General features: G+C 69.7%; 13 protein-coding genes. 2 read left to right on the top strand and 11 right to left on the bottom strand.

The annotated features are described in order from the left end of the window. Positions 1–171 precede the first annotated feature (171 nt). Positions 172–2,142 carry an HNH endonuclease signature motif containing protein gene (locus EV380_RS00870; RefSeq protein ID WP_130448679.1) on the top strand — a complete coding sequence of 657 codons (1,971 nt, stop codon included), beginning with the start codon at positions 172–174 and terminating at the stop codon, positions 2,140–2,142. 41 nt (positions 2,143–2,183) lie between these two features. Here EV380_RS00870 and EV380_RS00865 read toward each other — a convergent pair whose 3' ends face one another. The 4 genes from EV380_RS00865 to EV380_RS00850 form a co-directional block, all read right to left on the bottom strand. Then, positions 2,184–3,254, bottom strand: a complete 1,071-nt coding sequence (locus EV380_RS00865; RefSeq protein ID WP_130448677.1) for a zinc-binding dehydrogenase — start codon at positions 3,252–3,254, stop codon at positions 2,184–2,186. 89 nt (positions 3,255–3,343) lie between these two features. After that, positions 3,344–4,996, bottom strand: a complete 1,653-nt coding sequence (locus tag EV380_RS00860; RefSeq protein WP_130448675.1) for a thiamine pyrophosphate-binding protein — start codon at positions 4,994–4,996, stop codon at positions 3,344–3,346. Continuing rightward, positions 4,993–5,970: an agmatinase gene (speB, locus tag EV380_RS00855; protein ID WP_102160916.1), complete on the bottom strand. Its 978-nt coding sequence runs from the start codon at positions 5,968–5,970 to the stop codon at positions 4,993–4,995. The genes EV380_RS00860 and speB overlap by 4 nt, the downstream gene beginning before the upstream one ends. Positions 5,971–6,121: 151 nt before the next feature. Beyond that, positions 6,122–6,697 (bottom strand): helix-turn-helix domain-containing protein, encoded by a 576-nt coding sequence (locus EV380_RS00850; RefSeq protein ID WP_102160913.1) that lies wholly within the window; start codon positions 6,695–6,697, stop codon positions 6,122–6,124. A gap of 153 nt (positions 6,698–6,850) precedes the next feature. Between EV380_RS00850 and EV380_RS00845 the strand changes: the two genes are divergently transcribed. Continuing rightward, positions 6,851–8,386: a sodium:solute symporter family protein gene (locus EV380_RS00845; protein ID WP_130448673.1), complete on the top strand. Its 1,536-nt coding sequence runs from the start codon at positions 6,851–6,853 to the stop codon at positions 8,384–8,386. Positions 8,387–8,428: 42 nt separating this feature from the next. Here EV380_RS00845 and EV380_RS00840 read toward each other — a convergent pair whose 3' ends face one another. Genes EV380_RS00840 through EV380_RS00810 form a run of 7 tightly spaced genes read right to left on the bottom strand, consistent with a single transcriptional unit; the run spans position 8,429 to position 16,687 of the window. After that, positions 8,429–10,378, bottom strand: coding sequence for a glycoside hydrolase family 127 protein (locus tag EV380_RS00840; protein ID WP_165391860.1), 1,950 nt, complete (start codon positions 10,376–10,378; stop codon positions 8,429–8,431). Further along, positions 10,375–11,322 (bottom strand): arabinan endo-1,5-alpha-L-arabinosidase, encoded by a 948-nt coding sequence (locus tag EV380_RS00835; protein ID WP_130448669.1) that lies wholly within the window; start codon positions 11,320–11,322, stop codon positions 10,375–10,377. The genes EV380_RS00840 and EV380_RS00835 overlap by 4 nt, the downstream gene beginning before the upstream one ends. Then, positions 11,319–12,812: an arabinosylfuranosidase ArfA gene (gene arfA / locus EV380_RS00830; RefSeq protein ID WP_130448667.1), complete on the bottom strand. Its 1,494-nt coding sequence runs from the start codon at positions 12,810–12,812 to the stop codon at positions 11,319–11,321. Before arfA ends, EV380_RS00835 begins: the two co-directional genes overlap by 4 nt. A 27-nt stretch (positions 12,813–12,839) precedes the next feature. Then, complete coding sequence (locus EV380_RS00825; RefSeq protein WP_130448665.1) at positions 12,840–13,484, bottom strand: DUF624 domain-containing protein; 645 nt, start codon at positions 13,482–13,484, stop codon at positions 12,840–12,842. Further along, positions 13,481–14,401 (bottom strand): carbohydrate ABC transporter permease, encoded by a 921-nt coding sequence (locus EV380_RS00820; RefSeq protein ID WP_130448663.1) that lies wholly within the window; start codon positions 14,399–14,401, stop codon positions 13,481–13,483. Before EV380_RS00820 ends, EV380_RS00825 begins: the two co-directional genes overlap by 4 nt. Before the next feature lie 10 nt (positions 14,402–14,411). Continuing rightward, entirely contained in the window at positions 14,412–15,353 is a 942-nt protein-coding gene (locus EV380_RS00815) for a carbohydrate ABC transporter permease (protein ID WP_102160900.1), read from the bottom strand. Then, positions 15,350–16,687 carry an ABC transporter substrate-binding protein gene (locus tag EV380_RS00810; RefSeq protein ID WP_130448661.1) on the bottom strand — a complete coding sequence of 446 codons (1,338 nt, stop codon included), beginning with the start codon at positions 16,685–16,687 and terminating at the stop codon, positions 15,350–15,352. The genes EV380_RS00815 and EV380_RS00810 overlap by 4 nt, the downstream gene beginning before the upstream one ends. Positions 16,688–16,796 lie beyond the last annotated feature (109 nt).

The following is a 16,796-nucleotide window of genomic DNA, read 5'->3' as shown; positions in this document are numbered from 1 at the left end:
AGCAGCGTGGCACCCCCATGTCAATGTCCCCGCGAAACGGTTGCGTGCCTCAAGTATCCTCCCACGACGGTACAATTGGGGTCAGGACTTCTGATCCACAAACTCGAACACAGTTTCGTTTTTATCCACACGCCCCTACCGCTGATCGTGGATACATACTAAAATAGGGGCATGGCCATCACGCACCCCTCCGAGACCCCCACCGCCGCTTCCGGCGCCGCGGGCCGGATGCGCGAGGCCGCCAAGCACCTGACCGGGCTCTGCCCCGAGGTCGGGTCTCTGAGTGACGCGGACCTCGTGCACGCCACGGGTGCGGTCGAGGAACTCGGCCGGATCGTCGACGCCCTCCGCGTCCGCACCGCCGGGGAGATCGAGGACCGCTCCAGTAAAGGTCTGGGCGAGGACCGACTCTCGGCCCGGTACGGGTGCCGGACCGGGTCCGAGCTGCTCGAGCGCCTCACCGGCGCCCCGGGGAGTGAGGTCCGCCGGCGGGCGGGACTGGACGCGCGGACCCGGGCCGGTGTCTCGTTGACCGGCGAAGAACTGCCGGCGAGGTTCCCGGACATCGCGGACGCCCTGCACACCGGCAGCCTCGGCATCGAGACCGCGGAACTGCTCACCGGGATGCTCACCCGCGTCGCACCCCGGGCGGACCCGGGCGCAGTCTCCGCGGCTGAAGCCGCGCTCGTGGCCACCGCCACCGCCACCACCACCGGACCGGACTCCGCCGGACAAGACTCGGCAACACGGGACTCCGCCGGCGAGGACCCGGCAGCCGAAGCCGACAACACAGGCACCGGACCGGACGCCGCGGCAGGCGACGACACCAACACTCCGGACGACTCCGCCAGCACGGGCGTGCCGGCGGCGACGTACGCGGAGGTCAAGATCCACGCTCAGGTCTGGGAAGCGCACCTGGATCAGGACGGGCCCGACCCCGAGGCCTCACGCGCCACCACCCGCCGCGGCCTGAGCCTGGGCTCCGCCCGGGACGGGCTGATCCCGGTCCGCGGGAACCTGATGCCCGAAACCGCCGCCCAACTCACCCGGCTGCTCTCGGCGTATCTGAATCCCGCGGCCCGCACCCACGGCACCGACCCGAACCCCGAGACCGAAACCGATACTGAGAACGCCGATTCCGAAGCCGCAGGCGAGGCCAGCACCGCTGGCGGCGGCAGTACCGTTGTCTCCGGGACGCCGGTCATTGATGAGCGTACGCCCGCGCAGAAACGCCACGACGTGCTCGCCTCGATCCTCACCGCCGCCGCACGCGCCGCCGAAACCCCTTCACTGGGCGGAGACGCCGCGACCCTGCTCGTGCACATCACCGCCGAAGACCTGAGCGATCCGTCCGGGAGCGCGACCCTGGACGGCATCGACATCCCCGCACCAGCCCGGATCGGCCACCGCATCGCATGCGCCGGGGCCGTGCAGAAAGTCGTCTTCGACCGTGCTGGCCGCATCGTGGCCCTGGGTTCGAAGGAACGAGTCTTCAACGCCCACCAGCGCCGGGCCATCACAGCCCGTGACGGCGGGTGCGTGATCCCCGGGTGCACAATCCCGGCCTCCTGGTGCGAAATCCACCACGTGCACGCCCACGCCGAAAACGGCCCGACGCACACCGACAACGGGGTGCTGCTCTGCTGGTTCCACCACCATCATCTCGAGTCCTCGGGCTGGGAGATCCGCATGACTGGCGGAGTCCCGCACGTGAAAGCACCGCCTTGGTACGACCCGACCGGCGCATACCACCCAACAGTCAATGTGCTCACCCGCCGCGGCAGGCATCACCGACCCGAACCACCACCACCGGTGGCACCCGAAGCCGAGGGGACGCCGAAGCAGGACGCGCTACCGGACCCTGCCCCGGACACGGGACCCACCCTAAACGAGGACCCAAGCCCGAACACGGGTCCGAAGACGGGCGCGGGCGGCAGCGACGAGAGCAGCCCGCCGGGCTGGAACCCGAGCGTGAGTGAAAGAGAATTCGAAGCCCGCTGGGACGCGGAGACCGCACGGTCGTTCGCGCTTGAAGAAGGTTCCCCTCCCCGCTGGGACCCTGCCACCGGTCAGAGTCCTGAAGAGGCCGCCGAGGAACGCCGGCGACGGTGGAACGCAGCAGACGACGAACCACCCTGGTGAACCCGACGGTTCAGCGACAAACCCGTCAGCTATGGCCCCGGTTACGGGCGCAGCATCACCTTGATGGAGCGGCGTTCGTCCATGGCCCGGTAAGCCTCGGCGGCCTCTTCGAGGGGCAGCACCGAGTCGAAGACGCGGCCCGGGTCGATGCTGCCGTCGAGGACCTCGGCGAGCAGTTCGGGGATGTACAGGCGGGTGGACGCCGCGCCCCCAGCGACGGTGATGTTCTTGGCGAAGAGCACGCCGGCCGGCAGTTCGGCCCCGCCGGCCGGGACGCCGACGAAGCCGAGGGATCCTCCAGGCCGCGTCGACCGCAGCGCCTGTTCCATCGATTCCTTGCTGCCGACGCATTCGAGCACGCAGTCGGCCAGACGCCCGCCGAGCAACTCGCGCACCTTCTCGGCGCCCTCCTTCCCGCGTTCAGCGACGACGTCGCTGGCACCGAACTCGCGGGCCATCGCCGCCCGGTCCTCGTGACGGGACATCGCGACGATTCGCTCCGCGCCAAGCCGCTTCGCCGCCAGCACCGCGCTCAGGCCGACGGCGCCGTCGCCAACCACGACGACGGTCTTCCCGGTGCCCACCCCGGCGGCAACGGCCGCGTGGTGCCCGGTGCCCATCACGTCGGTCAAGGCCAGGAAGGACTTGAGCATCGCTTCGTCCGGCTCCGGTGCATCCGGGCCGCTGAACGCGTCGACGACGACGAGCGTCCCGTCGGCGTTCGGCACGCGCACGGACTGCCCCTGGCCGCCGTCGACCGGCTCTCCCTCGGCGTCGGTCCAGCCCCAGCCAGCCGCGCGTTCGCACGCGACGAGCACTCCGTTGCGGCAGTTCTCGCACTCGCCGCAGCTGTTGGCCCAGGGGGTGATGACGAAGTCGCCTACCGCGACGTTCCGGACGGCGGTGCCGACCGCGCTCACGCGGCCGACGAACTCATGGCCGATCGGCCGCGGCCGCGCGATTTCGCGGACGCCCCGATAGGGCCAGAGGTCGGACCCGCACACGCAGGAGGCGCTGACTTGCACGACGGCGTCGCTCGCGTGCACGATGCCCGGTTCGGGGCGGTCCTCGACGCGGATGTCACCTGGGGCGTGGATCATGGCGGCGCGCATGGGTACTCCTGATCGTTCGGCTGCTGCTCTTCGCCCACCAGCCTACGGGGAACCGGCCCGGTGCGGCACGGTCCCCCGCGGAGTCGGAGTCAGGCCAGGTGCGTGGGAGCGAACATCCGCAGCAACGTCGGGACCACGATCACGTTCGGTCCCGAGGCCGTCCAGGCTTGCTCGAGTGCCTCGCGCACGTCCCCGGGCTCAACGCGGCGCGCGGGCACGCCGAAGGACTCGGCCAGGGCCACGAAATCCGGGCGGGCGAGTTCCGTCGCCGTCGCCGCACCGAACGTGTCGGTCATGTACTCGCGCAGGATCCCGTAGCCACCGTCGTCGACGATCACCCAGGTCACATTGGCGTCGTGCTGGCGTGCCGTCGCGAGCTCGGCGATGGAGTACATCGCCGATCCGTCGCCCGAGACTGCGAGCACGCGCCCGGCATTCCGCGTGCCGGACAGTCCGACGGCGGCGCCGAGCGCAGCGGGGAAACCGTAGCCGAGCCCGCCGGCGCCTTGCGCGGAGTGGAATCCGCCGCGGCGCGAGTCCCAGCAGGACCAGCCCCAGTAGGCGGCGATCGTCATGTCCCAGAACGTCTGCGCGTCTTCGGGGACGCCGTCGCGCAGCGCCTGCATGAAGGCGCGCTCGTGGCCCAGCTCCTGCCCGTCGAGCCGGTCGCGCACCGCGTCCAGCGTCGCCGCCACGCGCGCCCGTGCGGTCTTGCCGTGCCAGTCGGAGGCGCCCACGTCCAGCGGCTCCAGTGCGGCTGAGAGGAGTTCGAGGGCAGTCCTCGCATCAGCATGCAGGCCGAGGCCGGGGTGGTTGGAACCGAGCACGCGGGCCTCGGCGTCGATCTGTACGAGCCGCCCACGCGGGGCCATAGTGAAATAGTTCGAGGTGACTTCGCCGAGCGAGGTCCCGACCGCGAGCAGCACGTCGGCGTCCTCGAGCACGTCGGTGACGTGCCGGTCCTCGATCCAGGACTGAAGCGAGAGCGGGTGCTCCCACGGGTACGCGCCATGCCCGCCGGGGCTGCAGACGACGACGGCTTCGAGCCTCTCAGCCAGGGCCGCGAGTGCTTCTTCGGCCCCCGCGCGGCGGACTCCGCCGCCTGCGATGATCGCCGGGCGCCGGGCCGCGGCCAGCAGCCGGGACGCTTCGGTGACGAGTTCGGGCGCGAGCGGCTGCGGGCCGACGGGCGCGACAGCCGCCGCCGCGGTGGCCGGCAGGTCCGTGTCTGCGAGCAGCAGGTCCTGCGGGACCTCGACCCAGACAGGCCCGGCCGGGGCCGCCGTAGCCTCCGCCCATGCCGAGCGCAGAGCCGGCCCGATGGCCGACGCCGTGCGCACGGTGCGCTGCGTCTTGGTGACCTGGGCTGCCGCCGCGGTCTGCTCGTCGAGCTGGTGCAGCATACCCTTGCGGGTGCCGCCGAGCCCGGCGGCCGGGACCTGGCTCGCGACGACGACGACCGGCACCCCGGTCGCGTAGGCCTCCTGCAAGCCGGCCAGCGCGGTCAACGCGCCCGGACCGGTCGAGAGGAACAGCACCCCCGGCTCGCCCGTCGCGCGGCTGTAGCCGTCGGCCGCAAACGCCGCGTTGTTCTCCACCCGGGAGGAAACGAACTGCAACGGCGAGCGGCCGAGCGCGTCGAAGAGGCCGAGCGCGTGCTGGCCTGGGATCCCGAAGACCGTGCGCGCGCCGAGGCCGGCGAGTGCCTCGACGACCAGGTCGCCGCCGTTACGCCGGCTCATGCCTTGGAAGCCCGCAGGTCCGACATGAGGGTGATCAGGTCGTAGCAGACGTGCGACGCGGCGACGCCCGTGAGCTCGGCGTGGTCGTAGGCCGGGGCGACCTCGACGACGTCGGCTCCCACGAGGTTGAGCCCGCGCAGCCCGCGCAGGATCTCGAGCATTTCGCGGCTCGTCATGCCGCCGGCCTCCGGCGTGCCGGTGCCCGGAGCGTGGGCCGGGTCGAGCACGTCGATGTCGACGGAGATGTAGAGCGGGCGGTCGCCGACGCGCTCGCGCAGGGTCGCGACGACGTCGTCGACTCCGCGGCGGAAGACATCGGCGCTGGTGATGATGCCGAATCCCATGCGCTCGTCGTCGTCGAGGTCCTTCTTGCCGTACAGCGGGCCGCGCGTGCCGACGTGGCTGATGGCATCGGTGTCCACGATGCCCTCTTCGACGGCGCGGCGGAACGGGGTCCCGTGGGTGTAGTCGGCACCGAAGTAGCTGTCCCAGGTGTCGAGGTGCGCGTCGAAGTGCAGGAGGGCGACCGGGGCGCCGGCGCGCTCCGAGGCGGCGCGAAGCAGCGGCAGGGCGATCGTGTGGTCGCCGCCGATCGTCATGAGGGAGGCGCCGTCGGCGGTCAGTTCGAGCGCGTTGCGCTCGATCGTGGCGATGGCCTCGTCGATGTTGAAAGGGTTCACGGCCATGTCGCCGGCGTCGGCGACCTGGACGTTCGCGAACGGGCTGACGTCCATCGCGGGGTTGTAGGGGCGCAGCAAGCGCGAGGCCTCGCGGACGTGGGTGGCTCCGAAGCGCGCACCCGGGCGGTAGGACACGCCGGTGTCGAAGGGAACGCCGACGATCTTGATGTCGGCGGAGTCGACCTGGTCCAGGCGCGGCAGGCGGGCGTAGGTCGCGGCGCCGGCGTAGCGCGGGATCTGGGACGAGTCGATGGGGCCGACGTGGCCGCCTTCGTTGACGCGGATCTCTTCCATGGGGTTCTCCTCACGACGAGCGCAGCCGCGCGCCGGGCGGCCGACGTCCGTGTCTCCAGCCCGACGATTGTTGCGCATCAGTCAACAGTTGTTTTCTCATACGATGCTAGGTGCATCACAGGCCCCCGTCAACGCCCCCGCGCAGTCGACCTCAGTCGCGACCGGAAAGGACGAGGGTCCAATGCACGACGGCGGTGTCATCACTCGGATTGACCCAGGTGTGCGGCTCCCGGCCCGGGAACGTGATCGTGTCCCCCGCGGACAGCGCATAGTCTCCACCCGAGAGCTTGAGGACGAACTCGCCGGACTCGACATAGAGGACTTCGACTTCGCAGTCGACGGAGTACATCTCCTCCTCGCCGACGCCGTGGGGCTCGATCTCCGCGCGAATGACCTGGATTCTCCGCTCCGAGCGCGCCGTCAGCAGCTGCTCGCGAATGCCCTGCCCGCCCAGCGAGACGCCGAGCCGCTCTCCGGCGCGCACCAGATGCGTCTGCGGCCGCTCGAACAGCTCGCCGACGGAAACCGAGAGCACCTCGCAGATCGTCACGAGCGAGGCGACGGAGGGAGAGGTCAGATCGCGCTCGACGCGCGAGAGGAAGCCCTTGGTCAGCCCCGTGGACGCGGCGAGCTGCTCAATCGTCATGCGCTTGACCTGACGGGCGGACCGCAGGCGGGAACCGATCGCGACGGGGGTGCTGCTCGGCTCGACGGGCAGTGCCTTCATGAAACGTACTCCTTCGGCTACGGGCCCGTGCGGACCCGGCATCGAGGCGGCCCTTCGGTCAGACGCCCGACGAAACAACCTTACGGGGGGATTGTGCGGTGAGCCGCATCACTATACCCTATGGTAAACATTCGTTTACCTTGAGGGATCTTCATGGACATCATCAATTCGGGCATCGTCGGGCTCTACCTCGTCGCGATGCTCCTGTTCGGCTGGTGGGGCAAGTCCCGCACCCGCAGCACCAGCGATTACCTCGTGGCCGGACGGCGCCTCGGCCCGTTCGTCTACACGGGCACGATGGCCGCGCTCGTCCTCGGCGGTGCATCCACCGTCGGCGGCGTCGGCCTGGGCTACCAGTACGGCATCTCGGGCGCGTGGCTCGTCATCGCTATCGGCACGGGCGTGCTGCTGTTGAGCCTGCTCTTCGCGCCGCGCCTTCAGCGGCTGAAGATCTACACGGTCTCGCAGATGCTTTCCCTGCGCTACGGCTCACGGCAGGCGACGCAGACGTCGTCGGTCGTCATGCTCGCCTACACGCTGATGCTCTGCGCGACGTCGACCAGCGCATACGCGACGGTGTTCGTGGTCCTCTTCGACTGGGAAAAGTGGCTCGGCATCGCCATCGGCGGCGGCGTCGTCGTCCTCTACTCGACGATCGGCGGCATGTGGTCGATCACTCTGGCCGACCAGGTGCAGTTCGTCATCAAGACCATCGGCGTCTTCGCCCTCATGCTGCCGTTCACGCTCGGCGCGGCCGGCGGCATCGACGGCGCCCGCGAGCGCCTGACCGCCGAGTTCTTCCAGTGGGACGGCATCGGCACCCAGACCATCATCACGTACTTCGTCGTCTACACGCTCGGACTGCTGATCGGCCAGGACATCTGGCAGCGCGTGTTCACCGCCCGCACCCCGGCCATCGCCCGCTGGGGCGGCGCCTCCGCCGGCATCTACTGCATCCTCTACGGGGTGGCCGGCGCCGCCATCGGCCTCGCGGCCCGCGCAGCCCTGCCCGATCTGGACACCTCAGCCGGCAACGACGTCGTCTTCGCGTCGGTGGCCACCGAGGTCCTGCCCGCCGTCGTCGGCGGCATCGTCATGGCCGCGGCCGTGGCGGCCATGATGTCGACGGCGTCCGGCGCCCTGATCGCCGCGGCCACCGTCGCCCGCAACGACGTGACCCCGCTCGTGGCCGGCTGGTTCGGCCGCGGCCGCCGCCCCGAGGGTGCCGAAGTCGACGAGCACGACATCACCGGCAACCGCTACTGGGTCCTGGCCCTCGGCGTCGTGACGGTGGTGCTCGCGATCATCGTCGACGACGTCGTCGCCGCGCTGACGATCTCCTACGACATCCTCGTCGGCGGACTGCTGATCCCGATCATCGGCGGGCTGACGTTCCGCCGCGGCAACGGCATCGGAGCGGCCGCCTCCATGGCCGCCGGAACGATCGTCACGATCGCGACCATCATCATCCTCGAGATCCGCTCCGAGGAGCGGTTCGGCGGTGTCTACGCGAACGAGCCGATCTACTTCGGCCTCGCCGCGTCCGCCGCCGTCTATCTCGTCGTCAGCCTGCTCACGCGCCCGACCTCCGCCGAGGTCATGACCGCATGGACGGAGCGGCTGGCCGGACGCGGCGTGCCCGAGGACGAGGCCGACGAGACGGCCGGCAGCGGCGCGACGAACCGCTGAACGTCGGTCCCCGCGGGTGTGCGGTGCACTCGCGGGGACCGATCAGTCCCCCGCCGGGATCCAGACGCGCATCGCGCCCGTACCTCGGCGCCCCCAGAGCCCGAACGGCACCAGGCGGGCCGTAAATCCGGCCGCCTCCGCCCCGCTCGGGGCATCGAGCCCGTCCGCTCCCGCCACCGGGTACAGCTGCTCGGGGCCGCGCGCCCCCGCCTCGTCGGACGCGAGGCTCACGACGACGGCCGGCGCGCCGAGGATCTCGCCGTCGACCCGGGGTGCGGCGCTTCCCTGCGCCAGGCGCACGTCCTCGAGTCGCACATCCGCCGGCACGTCGACCCCTTCAAGCGCGTACACGACAGGACCCCGGGTGACGACCCGGTGCCCACGCAGCGCGTCAGCCCGGTGGTGGGCGCGGCGCACCATTGCTCCCATCCGCAGGTCGATCCGGACACTGCTCCAGCCGGGTTCGACCACGAGCCAGCCGGCGTCGACATGTGCCTCGGCACCGGCCACCGTCTCGAGGTCGGCCCCCTCGGGCAGGCGGATTCGCACCCGCTCCCCGCACGCTTCGGGCGCTCCGGACTCGCGGTCGCGCGAGCTCAGCTGCACGGCGCCGCCGTAGGGCAGCGCGGATTCCACCACGATCTCGGCCCCGTTCGATGGGATCCGAGCGGAGACCGGCAGCAGCACGGCGAGGCCGTCGTCGGTGCTGGCGGCGACCGCGTGCCGCATCGATGCAAGCAGCCGGGCCAGGTTCGGCGGGCAGCACGCGCACTCGTACCACGGCGCGCGCTCGGCCGGTGCCTGTTCGTGCGCTCCGGCCCGGTCGGTGCGCATCTGCAACGGACACGAGTAGAAGAACCGAGTGCCGGTTCCGTCGACGGCGGCCGCGAGGGCGTTGTAGAGGGTCCGATCCATGGCCCGGCCGTAGCCGGCGTCGCCCGTCGCGAGCAGCAGCCGGTGGCTGAGCATGAAGTCGGCGACCGCAGCGCACGTCTCCGCGTAGCCGCGGTCTGGCGGCAGCTCGTAGTCGTCTCCGTAGGCCTCGTCCCGGTGCCGGGACCCCATGCCCCCGGTCACGTGCATCTTGGCCGCGTGAGCGCTGCGCCAAAGCCTCTCGGCGGCCGAGAGCAGGCCCGCGTCTCCCGTCTCCGCCGCCGCATCGACGACGCCGGCGAGCAGGTACAGCTGGCGCACGGCGTGCCCCTCCGCATCCCGGGCGTCCCGGACCGGCATATGGTCCTGGAAGTACGCGGGCCCGAACGCGTCGGGGCCGAGCGTGCCGTGTCCGCGGGCGTCGATCATCGCGACGGCGAGGTCTAGGTACGCGCGAACGCCGGTGGCCCGATGGAACTCGACGAGGGCCGTCTCGATCTCCGGGTGGCCGCACAGCACGGGCTCCCCGGCCCGCCAGCGGGCCAGGACGTGATCGGCGAAACGGCGTGCGACGCCGAGCAGCCGTTCGCGCGCCCGGGCCAGCGGCGCGGCGAGGTCCCCCGCAGGGACCCGGTGCCATGCGACCGCAGCCTGCAGCAGGTGTCCGAGGCAGTACAGCTCGTGGTCCCAGCGCAGGTTCGACCAGCGTGCTCGGCCGTCGGCACCGGCGAAGGAATTCAGGTACCCGTCGTCCTGCTGAGCGCGCGAGAGCAGGTCGACGGCGTCCGGCACGAACTCCGCCAGCGTCTCGCCGGGCCCCTCCCCCGCCTCGAGCGCGCGCTGGGTCTCCCAGCCGGCGGCCTCGAGCACCTTGTAGACGTCGGAATCGGAGAACATGAATCCGACCCGAGGTCCGTCGTGCTCACCGGTGAGGCGGCGCAGGTTGTCCAGCGCGCCGCGCTCCGCGAGCTGGGCGATGCAGTGGTCGATCGTGGCCTCGCGGTTGGTCCGCTCCCAGGCTCCCAGCCAGCCGCCGGGATCGAGCACGACGCCGGCGGCCGGCCGCGCCCACACGCTCGCCGCCGCGCCGGGGGCAACCGGGCCGGGGGCCGGCCTCACGCGGATTCCTTCCACTGCACGGCGGGCCAGCCGTCCTGCCACGCCAGGGGCAGGATCTCGAGGCGGAACCGGCCGTCGTCGTTCCCGTCGTAGTAGTGGAACGCGAGGTGGGCCGCCGAGATCGACTGCCCGCCCGGGCCGATCCGGGCACCGTCGGTCTCCAGGAGCACGGTGCCGCCTCCGGCAAGCAGCTCGACGCCGTACCGATCCAGGTAGGGACCGTCGACCGAGTCGGCGCGGCCGACGGCGATGCGGTAGGTCGAGTCGACCCCGCGGCAGCAGAAGTCCTGCGAGACGAAGAGGTAGTACGCCCCCTCGTGCCGCAGCACGTAGGGTGCTTCGATCGCGTTCGGCACCAGCTCCCGATTCGCGAGCCGCAGCGGCGCGCCCGACCAGTCGGGCGCGATGAACCCCTGCGGCCACGCCAGGGGCACCATCCGGATGCCGGACCAGAAGGAGCCGAAGCTCATCCACGGCGTCCCGTCTGCATCGACGACCACGCCGGGGTCGATCGCGTTGAAGTCGTCGTCCTCGCCGCTGGCGATGACGGGCCCGCGGTCGACCCACTCGTAGCCGGGTGCGCCGGGGTCCAGGGTCGTGTTCGTCGCGAGGGCGATGACCGAACGGTTGCTGCCGAACGTCGAGGCCGCGTAGTAGAGGTACCAGGTCCCGTCGTGTTCGACGAGCTCGGGTGCCCACAGGTTGGCCACGCCCGGGACGGCCTGCGCCAACCAGGCTGGCTTGGCGTCCCAGACGGTGCCTGCGAACTCCCACGCGACCCCGTCGCGCGAGCGCCGCACTTGCAGGCACCCGTCGCCGACCCCGTCGCCGCCCGTGCAGTAGACGAACCATCCGTCATCCGTCACGGCGAGCGCCGGGTCGTGCACGCGCAGGTCCCCACTCAGTTCTACGGTGCCCGCGGACGGGGTCGGTGCCGCGCTCATGCCAGGTTCAGTGCGGACCACGAGACCGGCTCGAGGCGCACGGTCAGCCGGCCCTCCGCCAGAGTGGCGTCGAGCGGCTTGAGCCCCACGCGTTCCGGGTCGTCCTTGGTGTTCTTGGCGTACACGTCCTCGTCCCACAGGGTCACGGCCTCGTCGATGCGCTCGCGCCCCAGCGAGGCGACGTCGATCGTCACGTCCACGGCCTCACGGCCCCGGTTGAACAGGAACACGGCCGCGTTCTCGTCACCGGCGGTGGCGACGCAGTCGACGACGGCGTTCTCGCCGTGGACCTTGCTCGTCACCGAGGCGGTCGTGACCTGCGGCCGCAGCACGCGGCCGCAGGCGAGACGGGACGTGACCGAGAACGGGAAGAACGTGGTCTGCCTCCACGCGGCGCCGCCCGGCTCGGTCATGATCGGGGCGATGACGTTCACGAGCTGCGCGAGCGAGGCCGAGCGCACGCGGTCGTGGTTTTCGAGCAGTGTCATCAGCAGGCTGCCGAAGACGACGGCGTCCGCCACGGAGTACACGTCCTCGAGTTGGCGCGGCGCGATGCGCCACTCGTCGTTGACCTCGTCCGATTCGTGGTGCTCGTCCAGGTACCAGATGTTCCACTCGTCAAAGGAGAGCATGATGGTCTTGTCGGACTTGCGACGGTGCTTGACGTGGTCGGCCGTCGCCACGACGGTCTCGATGAAGTAGCGCATGTCGGCCGCGGAGGCCAGGTAGGAGTCCAGATCGCCGCCGCGCTCCTGGTAGTAGGCGTGGCAGGAGATGTAGTCAACGTGCTCGTAGGCGTGCTCGAGGACGGTCCGCTCCCACTCGCCGAAGGTCGGCATCGCCGAGCCGGAGGATCCGCAGATGACCAGTTCGAGGTCCTTCTCCGCGGCTTTCATGGCCTGGCCGGTGCGTGCGGCGAGCTTTCCGTAGTCATCGGCGGTCATGTAGCCGGTCTGCCATGGGCCGTCCATCTCGTTGCCGAGGCACCACATCTTCACGCCCCACGGCTCGGGGTAGCCGTGCTTGGCGCGAAGGTCGGACAGCGCGGTACCCGAGGGGTGGTTGGTGTATTCGAGCAGGTCGAGGGCTTCGAGAATGCCGCGGGTGCCGAGGTTCACGGCCAGCATGAGCTCGGAGTCGACCTCCTTGAGCCACGTGGCGAACTCGTTGAGGCCCACCTGGTTGTTCTCGAGCGAGTGCCACGCGAGATCGCGGCGGACCGGACGCTTATCGCGGGGTCCCACCCCGTCCTCCCAGCGGTAACCGGAGACGAAGTTGCCGCCGGGGTAGCGGATCGTCGTCGCGCCCAGCTCCTTGACGAGGGCGGTCACGTCCCGGCGGAATCCGTTCTCGTCGGCCTGCTCGTGGCCGGGCTCGTAGATCCCGTCGTAGACGCAGCGGCCGAGGTGCTCGACGAACGCGCCGAAGATGCGGCGGTCGATCTCTGCAACGGCGGCATTGGAGTCGATCGTGATGGATGCGGAGGGCATGTGTTCCTTTTCTTTGTTGTCTGGTTGTCAGGTGGGGCGCGCGGCCAGCGCGCCGACTCCGGGGATTCGGTCGACGACGACGCCGACCATGGCCCGGGCCACGAGAAGGGGCACCGCGATGCCGAAGAGGATCGCGATGGGTGCGGCCGCCGTCGTCGTCATCGCGAGGGCCGCGAGGCCCGCGCCGACGCAGGCGGCGGCGCGGCCGGGGGCGAGCCACGGACCGAGCAGGCCGAAGCGCGCCGATTCACCCGGGCGGGCGCCCGGGACGGACGCCGCGTAGACGGCGGCGAAGATCCCGCCCGCGGCGGCGGCCGCGACGGCGACCGTCGAGACGACGAGCAGCACCGCGCCGGCCGCACCCGGGACCTCGGGCACCACGACGAGCAGGTTGAACAGCGCGCACGCGACACCGGCGCCGAACGGCAGCAGGACCGGCTGGGCCGAGACGAGCACGCGGCGGTAGTGGCGCCAGAAACTGCGCCAGAGGCCGGCGTCGTCCTCGGGGTCGAGGCAGCGCAGGGCCGCGATCGTCGCCGGGGCCGCGCCGAGGACCAGGAGTCCGGCGCAGGCGCCGAGGACCCAGAGCGCCTGGACCGCGAGCAGCCTCGCCAGCAGGCCGAGAACGACCATGACCCGGCCGGCCCATCCGAGGGGTTCGGTCTCGCTCATCCCTTGCTCCCGGTGAGGGCGATGGACTCGATGATCTGCCGCTGGAAGATCACGAAGACGGTCAGCACGGGCACGAGCGCGATGCACGAGGCGGCCATGATCAGCGGGTAGTCCGTCTGGCTCGCATACGTCGCGTTGAACCGGGCGATGACCAGCTGCAGTGTCTGCACCTCGGGCGAGTTCAGGTAGATAATCGGGGCCAGGTAGTCGTTCCAGACGGCCATGAACCACAAGATGAACTGCGCAGCGATGGCCGGACGGATGATCGGGAAGATGAGTCGCCAGAAGATCTGCAGGTGCGTGGCGCCGTCGATCTTGGCGGCCTCGATGATCGAGTCCGGCACCGAGTCGAGGTACTGACGCAGGAAGAACACCATGACGATGTTGCCGAAGATCGCCGGCAGGATCAGCGGCCAGAGGGTGTCGACGAGCCCGGCCGTGGCGAAGATCTGGAACTGCGGGATCATCAGCGTCGGGAACGGGACCATGATCGCCGTGAGCAGGCCGAGGAAGATGACGCCCTTGTAGGGCAGGCGCATCTTGGCGAACGCGTAGGCCGCCAGGGCCGACGCCGCGCCGCCGACGACCGTGACGCTCACGGCGACGATCGCACTGTTGGTGATACCCGTCAGCAGCGGGCCGGCGTCCCAGACCCGAAGGTAGTTGTCCCACTGGGCCGGGTCCGGGATCCACTGCGGCGGCAGGGAGAACACCGCTTCGCGGGTCTTCAGGGAGGTCGAGAACATCCAGATAAGCGGGGCGATCATCGTGATGCCGCCGAGCGAGAGGACCAGCCCGACGATCCAGTTCCCCATCCGGTACCCGGCGGAGCGCGGGCGGGACGGGATCAGCTTCTGGTTGCGCGAGCTGACCGCACTCGGCTTGGACTCGGTGGGTTGCGGGGCAAGTGTCGTCATCGAAATCGCCTCAGTCGATCGAGAAGTGGTTGCGCCGGTTCAGGGCGAACTGGAGTGCGGTCACGGCGAGCACCAGGATGCCGAGGACGAGCGACATCGCGGTCGCGTACCCCATGTTGAGGTAGTCGAAGGCCTGGCGCCAGATGTACCAGACGAGGGTCGCGGTCGAGTATTCGGGTCCGCCGTCCGGGGTCATGATGTTGATCTCGACGAAGATCTGGGCGCCGCCGATGATGTTGGTGACCACCAGGAAGAAGGTCACCGGCCGCAGCATCGGGACGGTGATGGCCCAGAACTGCTGGATCGCGGACGCACCGTCGAGTGCCGCCGCCTCGTAGAGCTGGCGCGGCACGGACTGCAGGGCCGCCAGGTAGAGCAGCATCGAGAAACCGAGCCCCTTCCAAATCGCCATAATCATGATGGCCGGCTTGGCCGTCGCCGGGTTCTGCAGCCAGTTGGGGCCGTCGATGCCGACATAACCCAGGGCCTGGTTGACCAGCCCGAAGTCGCCGTTGTAGGCCCACTGCCACAGGATGGCGATGGCGGCGATCGAGGAGATCACCGGGATGTAGTAGATGGTCCTGAAGAAGGTCGTCCCGGCCATCTTGCGATTCATCGCCAGCGCCAGGAGCAGCGACAGGAGCAGCCCGACCGGGATGGCCAGCATCATGAAGACGGTGTTGCCGAGCGACTTCCAGAAGTACTGGTCGGTGAACATCCGCACGTAGTTGTCGACGCCGTTGGCCACCGGGGCCGTGATGCCGTTCCAGTTCGTGAACGATGTGACGATCGCGAACAGGATCGGGTAGGCCACGAAGACGACGAAGCCGAGGACCGGCAGGGCGACGAAGAGCGCCGCGGTGCGGTGCTCGCGCCGGTGCAGCGTGCTCACCCGCTGCGGCGGGCGGGAGCTGTCGGGGGCCGGGGGCGCGGCCTTTTCCAGGATCGTCATTTGGTGCCTCGGCTCATCTCGGACTGGTCGTTGGCCATGTCGAGGAAGGCCTGCATCCTCGGCTGCGCCTCCGCGAGGTAGTCGGCTGCCGTTTTCCGTCCTTCCAGGACCGGCTGGATGTTGGTGTAGAGTTCGTCGTACCACTGCGGGTTGTAGGTGTAGGTCGGCGGCAGCGCCCGGCCGTAGTCCTCGATCACGTCGAGGAACTCCTGCTTGTTCACTGGTGGCGTGGAGTCGTCCGCGGCGAATTCGTGCGCCATGTCGATCAGGTTCGGGATCTGCACACCCGCCTCGGCCAGGCTGCGCTGGGTGTCCGGGTCGGCCGAGAGGTGCGCGACGAGGTCGGCGGCGGCCTGCGGGTTCGCGGTGGCCGCGGAGACGCCGATGCCGAGCGTTCCGATCCACGACGCCGGCTCACCCGTGCGACCTACGGGGTAGGGCATCAGGTCCCATTCGAAGTCCAGGTCCTGGTAGACGGGGATGTCCCACGGCGCGATCGGGAAGAACGCGATCTGTCCCTGCATCCAGCGCTGGTAGGTGTCGAGGGTCTGGGCCTCGGCGATCGACGGGGTGACGCCGTACTCGGTGTCGAGATCGGAGAAGTACTGCAGAGCCTCGGCGAATTCGGGGGTGTCGACGGTGACCTGCGTGGCGTCCTCGTTGAGCCATTCGCCGCCGTTCGACCATGCGAAGGCCTGCAGATTCCACGTGACGTTCAGGCCGGTCCCCCACTGGTCGGTCTTGCCGTCGCCGTCGGTGTCCTGCGTGACTTCTTCAAGGATCTCGAGCCACTCCTCCCACGTGTACGGCTCGTCGGGGTCCGGGAGCTCGATGCCGGCTTCCTCGAGCATCGTGGCGTTGTAGCCGAAGGAGAAAGGGCCGACATCCTTCGGCAGCGCGTACAGCGGACCGCGGCCGAGCTGCTCGCCGTCGTACCGGTACGAGTCGACGCCGTAGTCCCACATATTGTCGAGATCGACGACGTCGGAGGCCTCGATGTAGTGGGTGATCTCCTGGATGACGCCGGCGTTGGCGTAGCTTTCCACACTCCCGGGGTCGAAATAGAACACATCCGGAATCTGGCCGCCAACGATGGCGGCGCGCAGCTTGGTCGCGTACTCGTCCGCCGTCGTCATGATCATGTCGACCTCGATGCCGGATTCGGCTTCGAATGCCTCAATCGCCTCCGTGTAGGCTGCCTCCTCGTCGGGGCTGCCACGGAACATGAAGGTCAGCGAATCCGGGTCACCACTCTGGCCGCATCCGGCGAGTGCGCCCGCGGCTACCGCCAATGAGGCCACTAGGCCCACGGCTCGCGTCGACTTCCTCGTCATACGCGTTGCTCCTTCCTGTTTCCACGGCAGGGTTGCGAAGGCAGCACCACAGCGGAGGTGTACAAAATCAAAACTTACAACGTTGGAACCTGTTTCCAACGTTGTAAAT

The sequence above is a fragment of the Zhihengliuella halotolerans genome, from assembly GCF_004217565.1.
GTDB classification, from domain to species: Bacteria; Actinomycetota; Actinomycetes; order Actinomycetales; family Micrococcaceae; genus Zhihengliuella; species Zhihengliuella halotolerans.
This window is presented reverse-complemented; position numbering and strand designations above follow the sequence as displayed.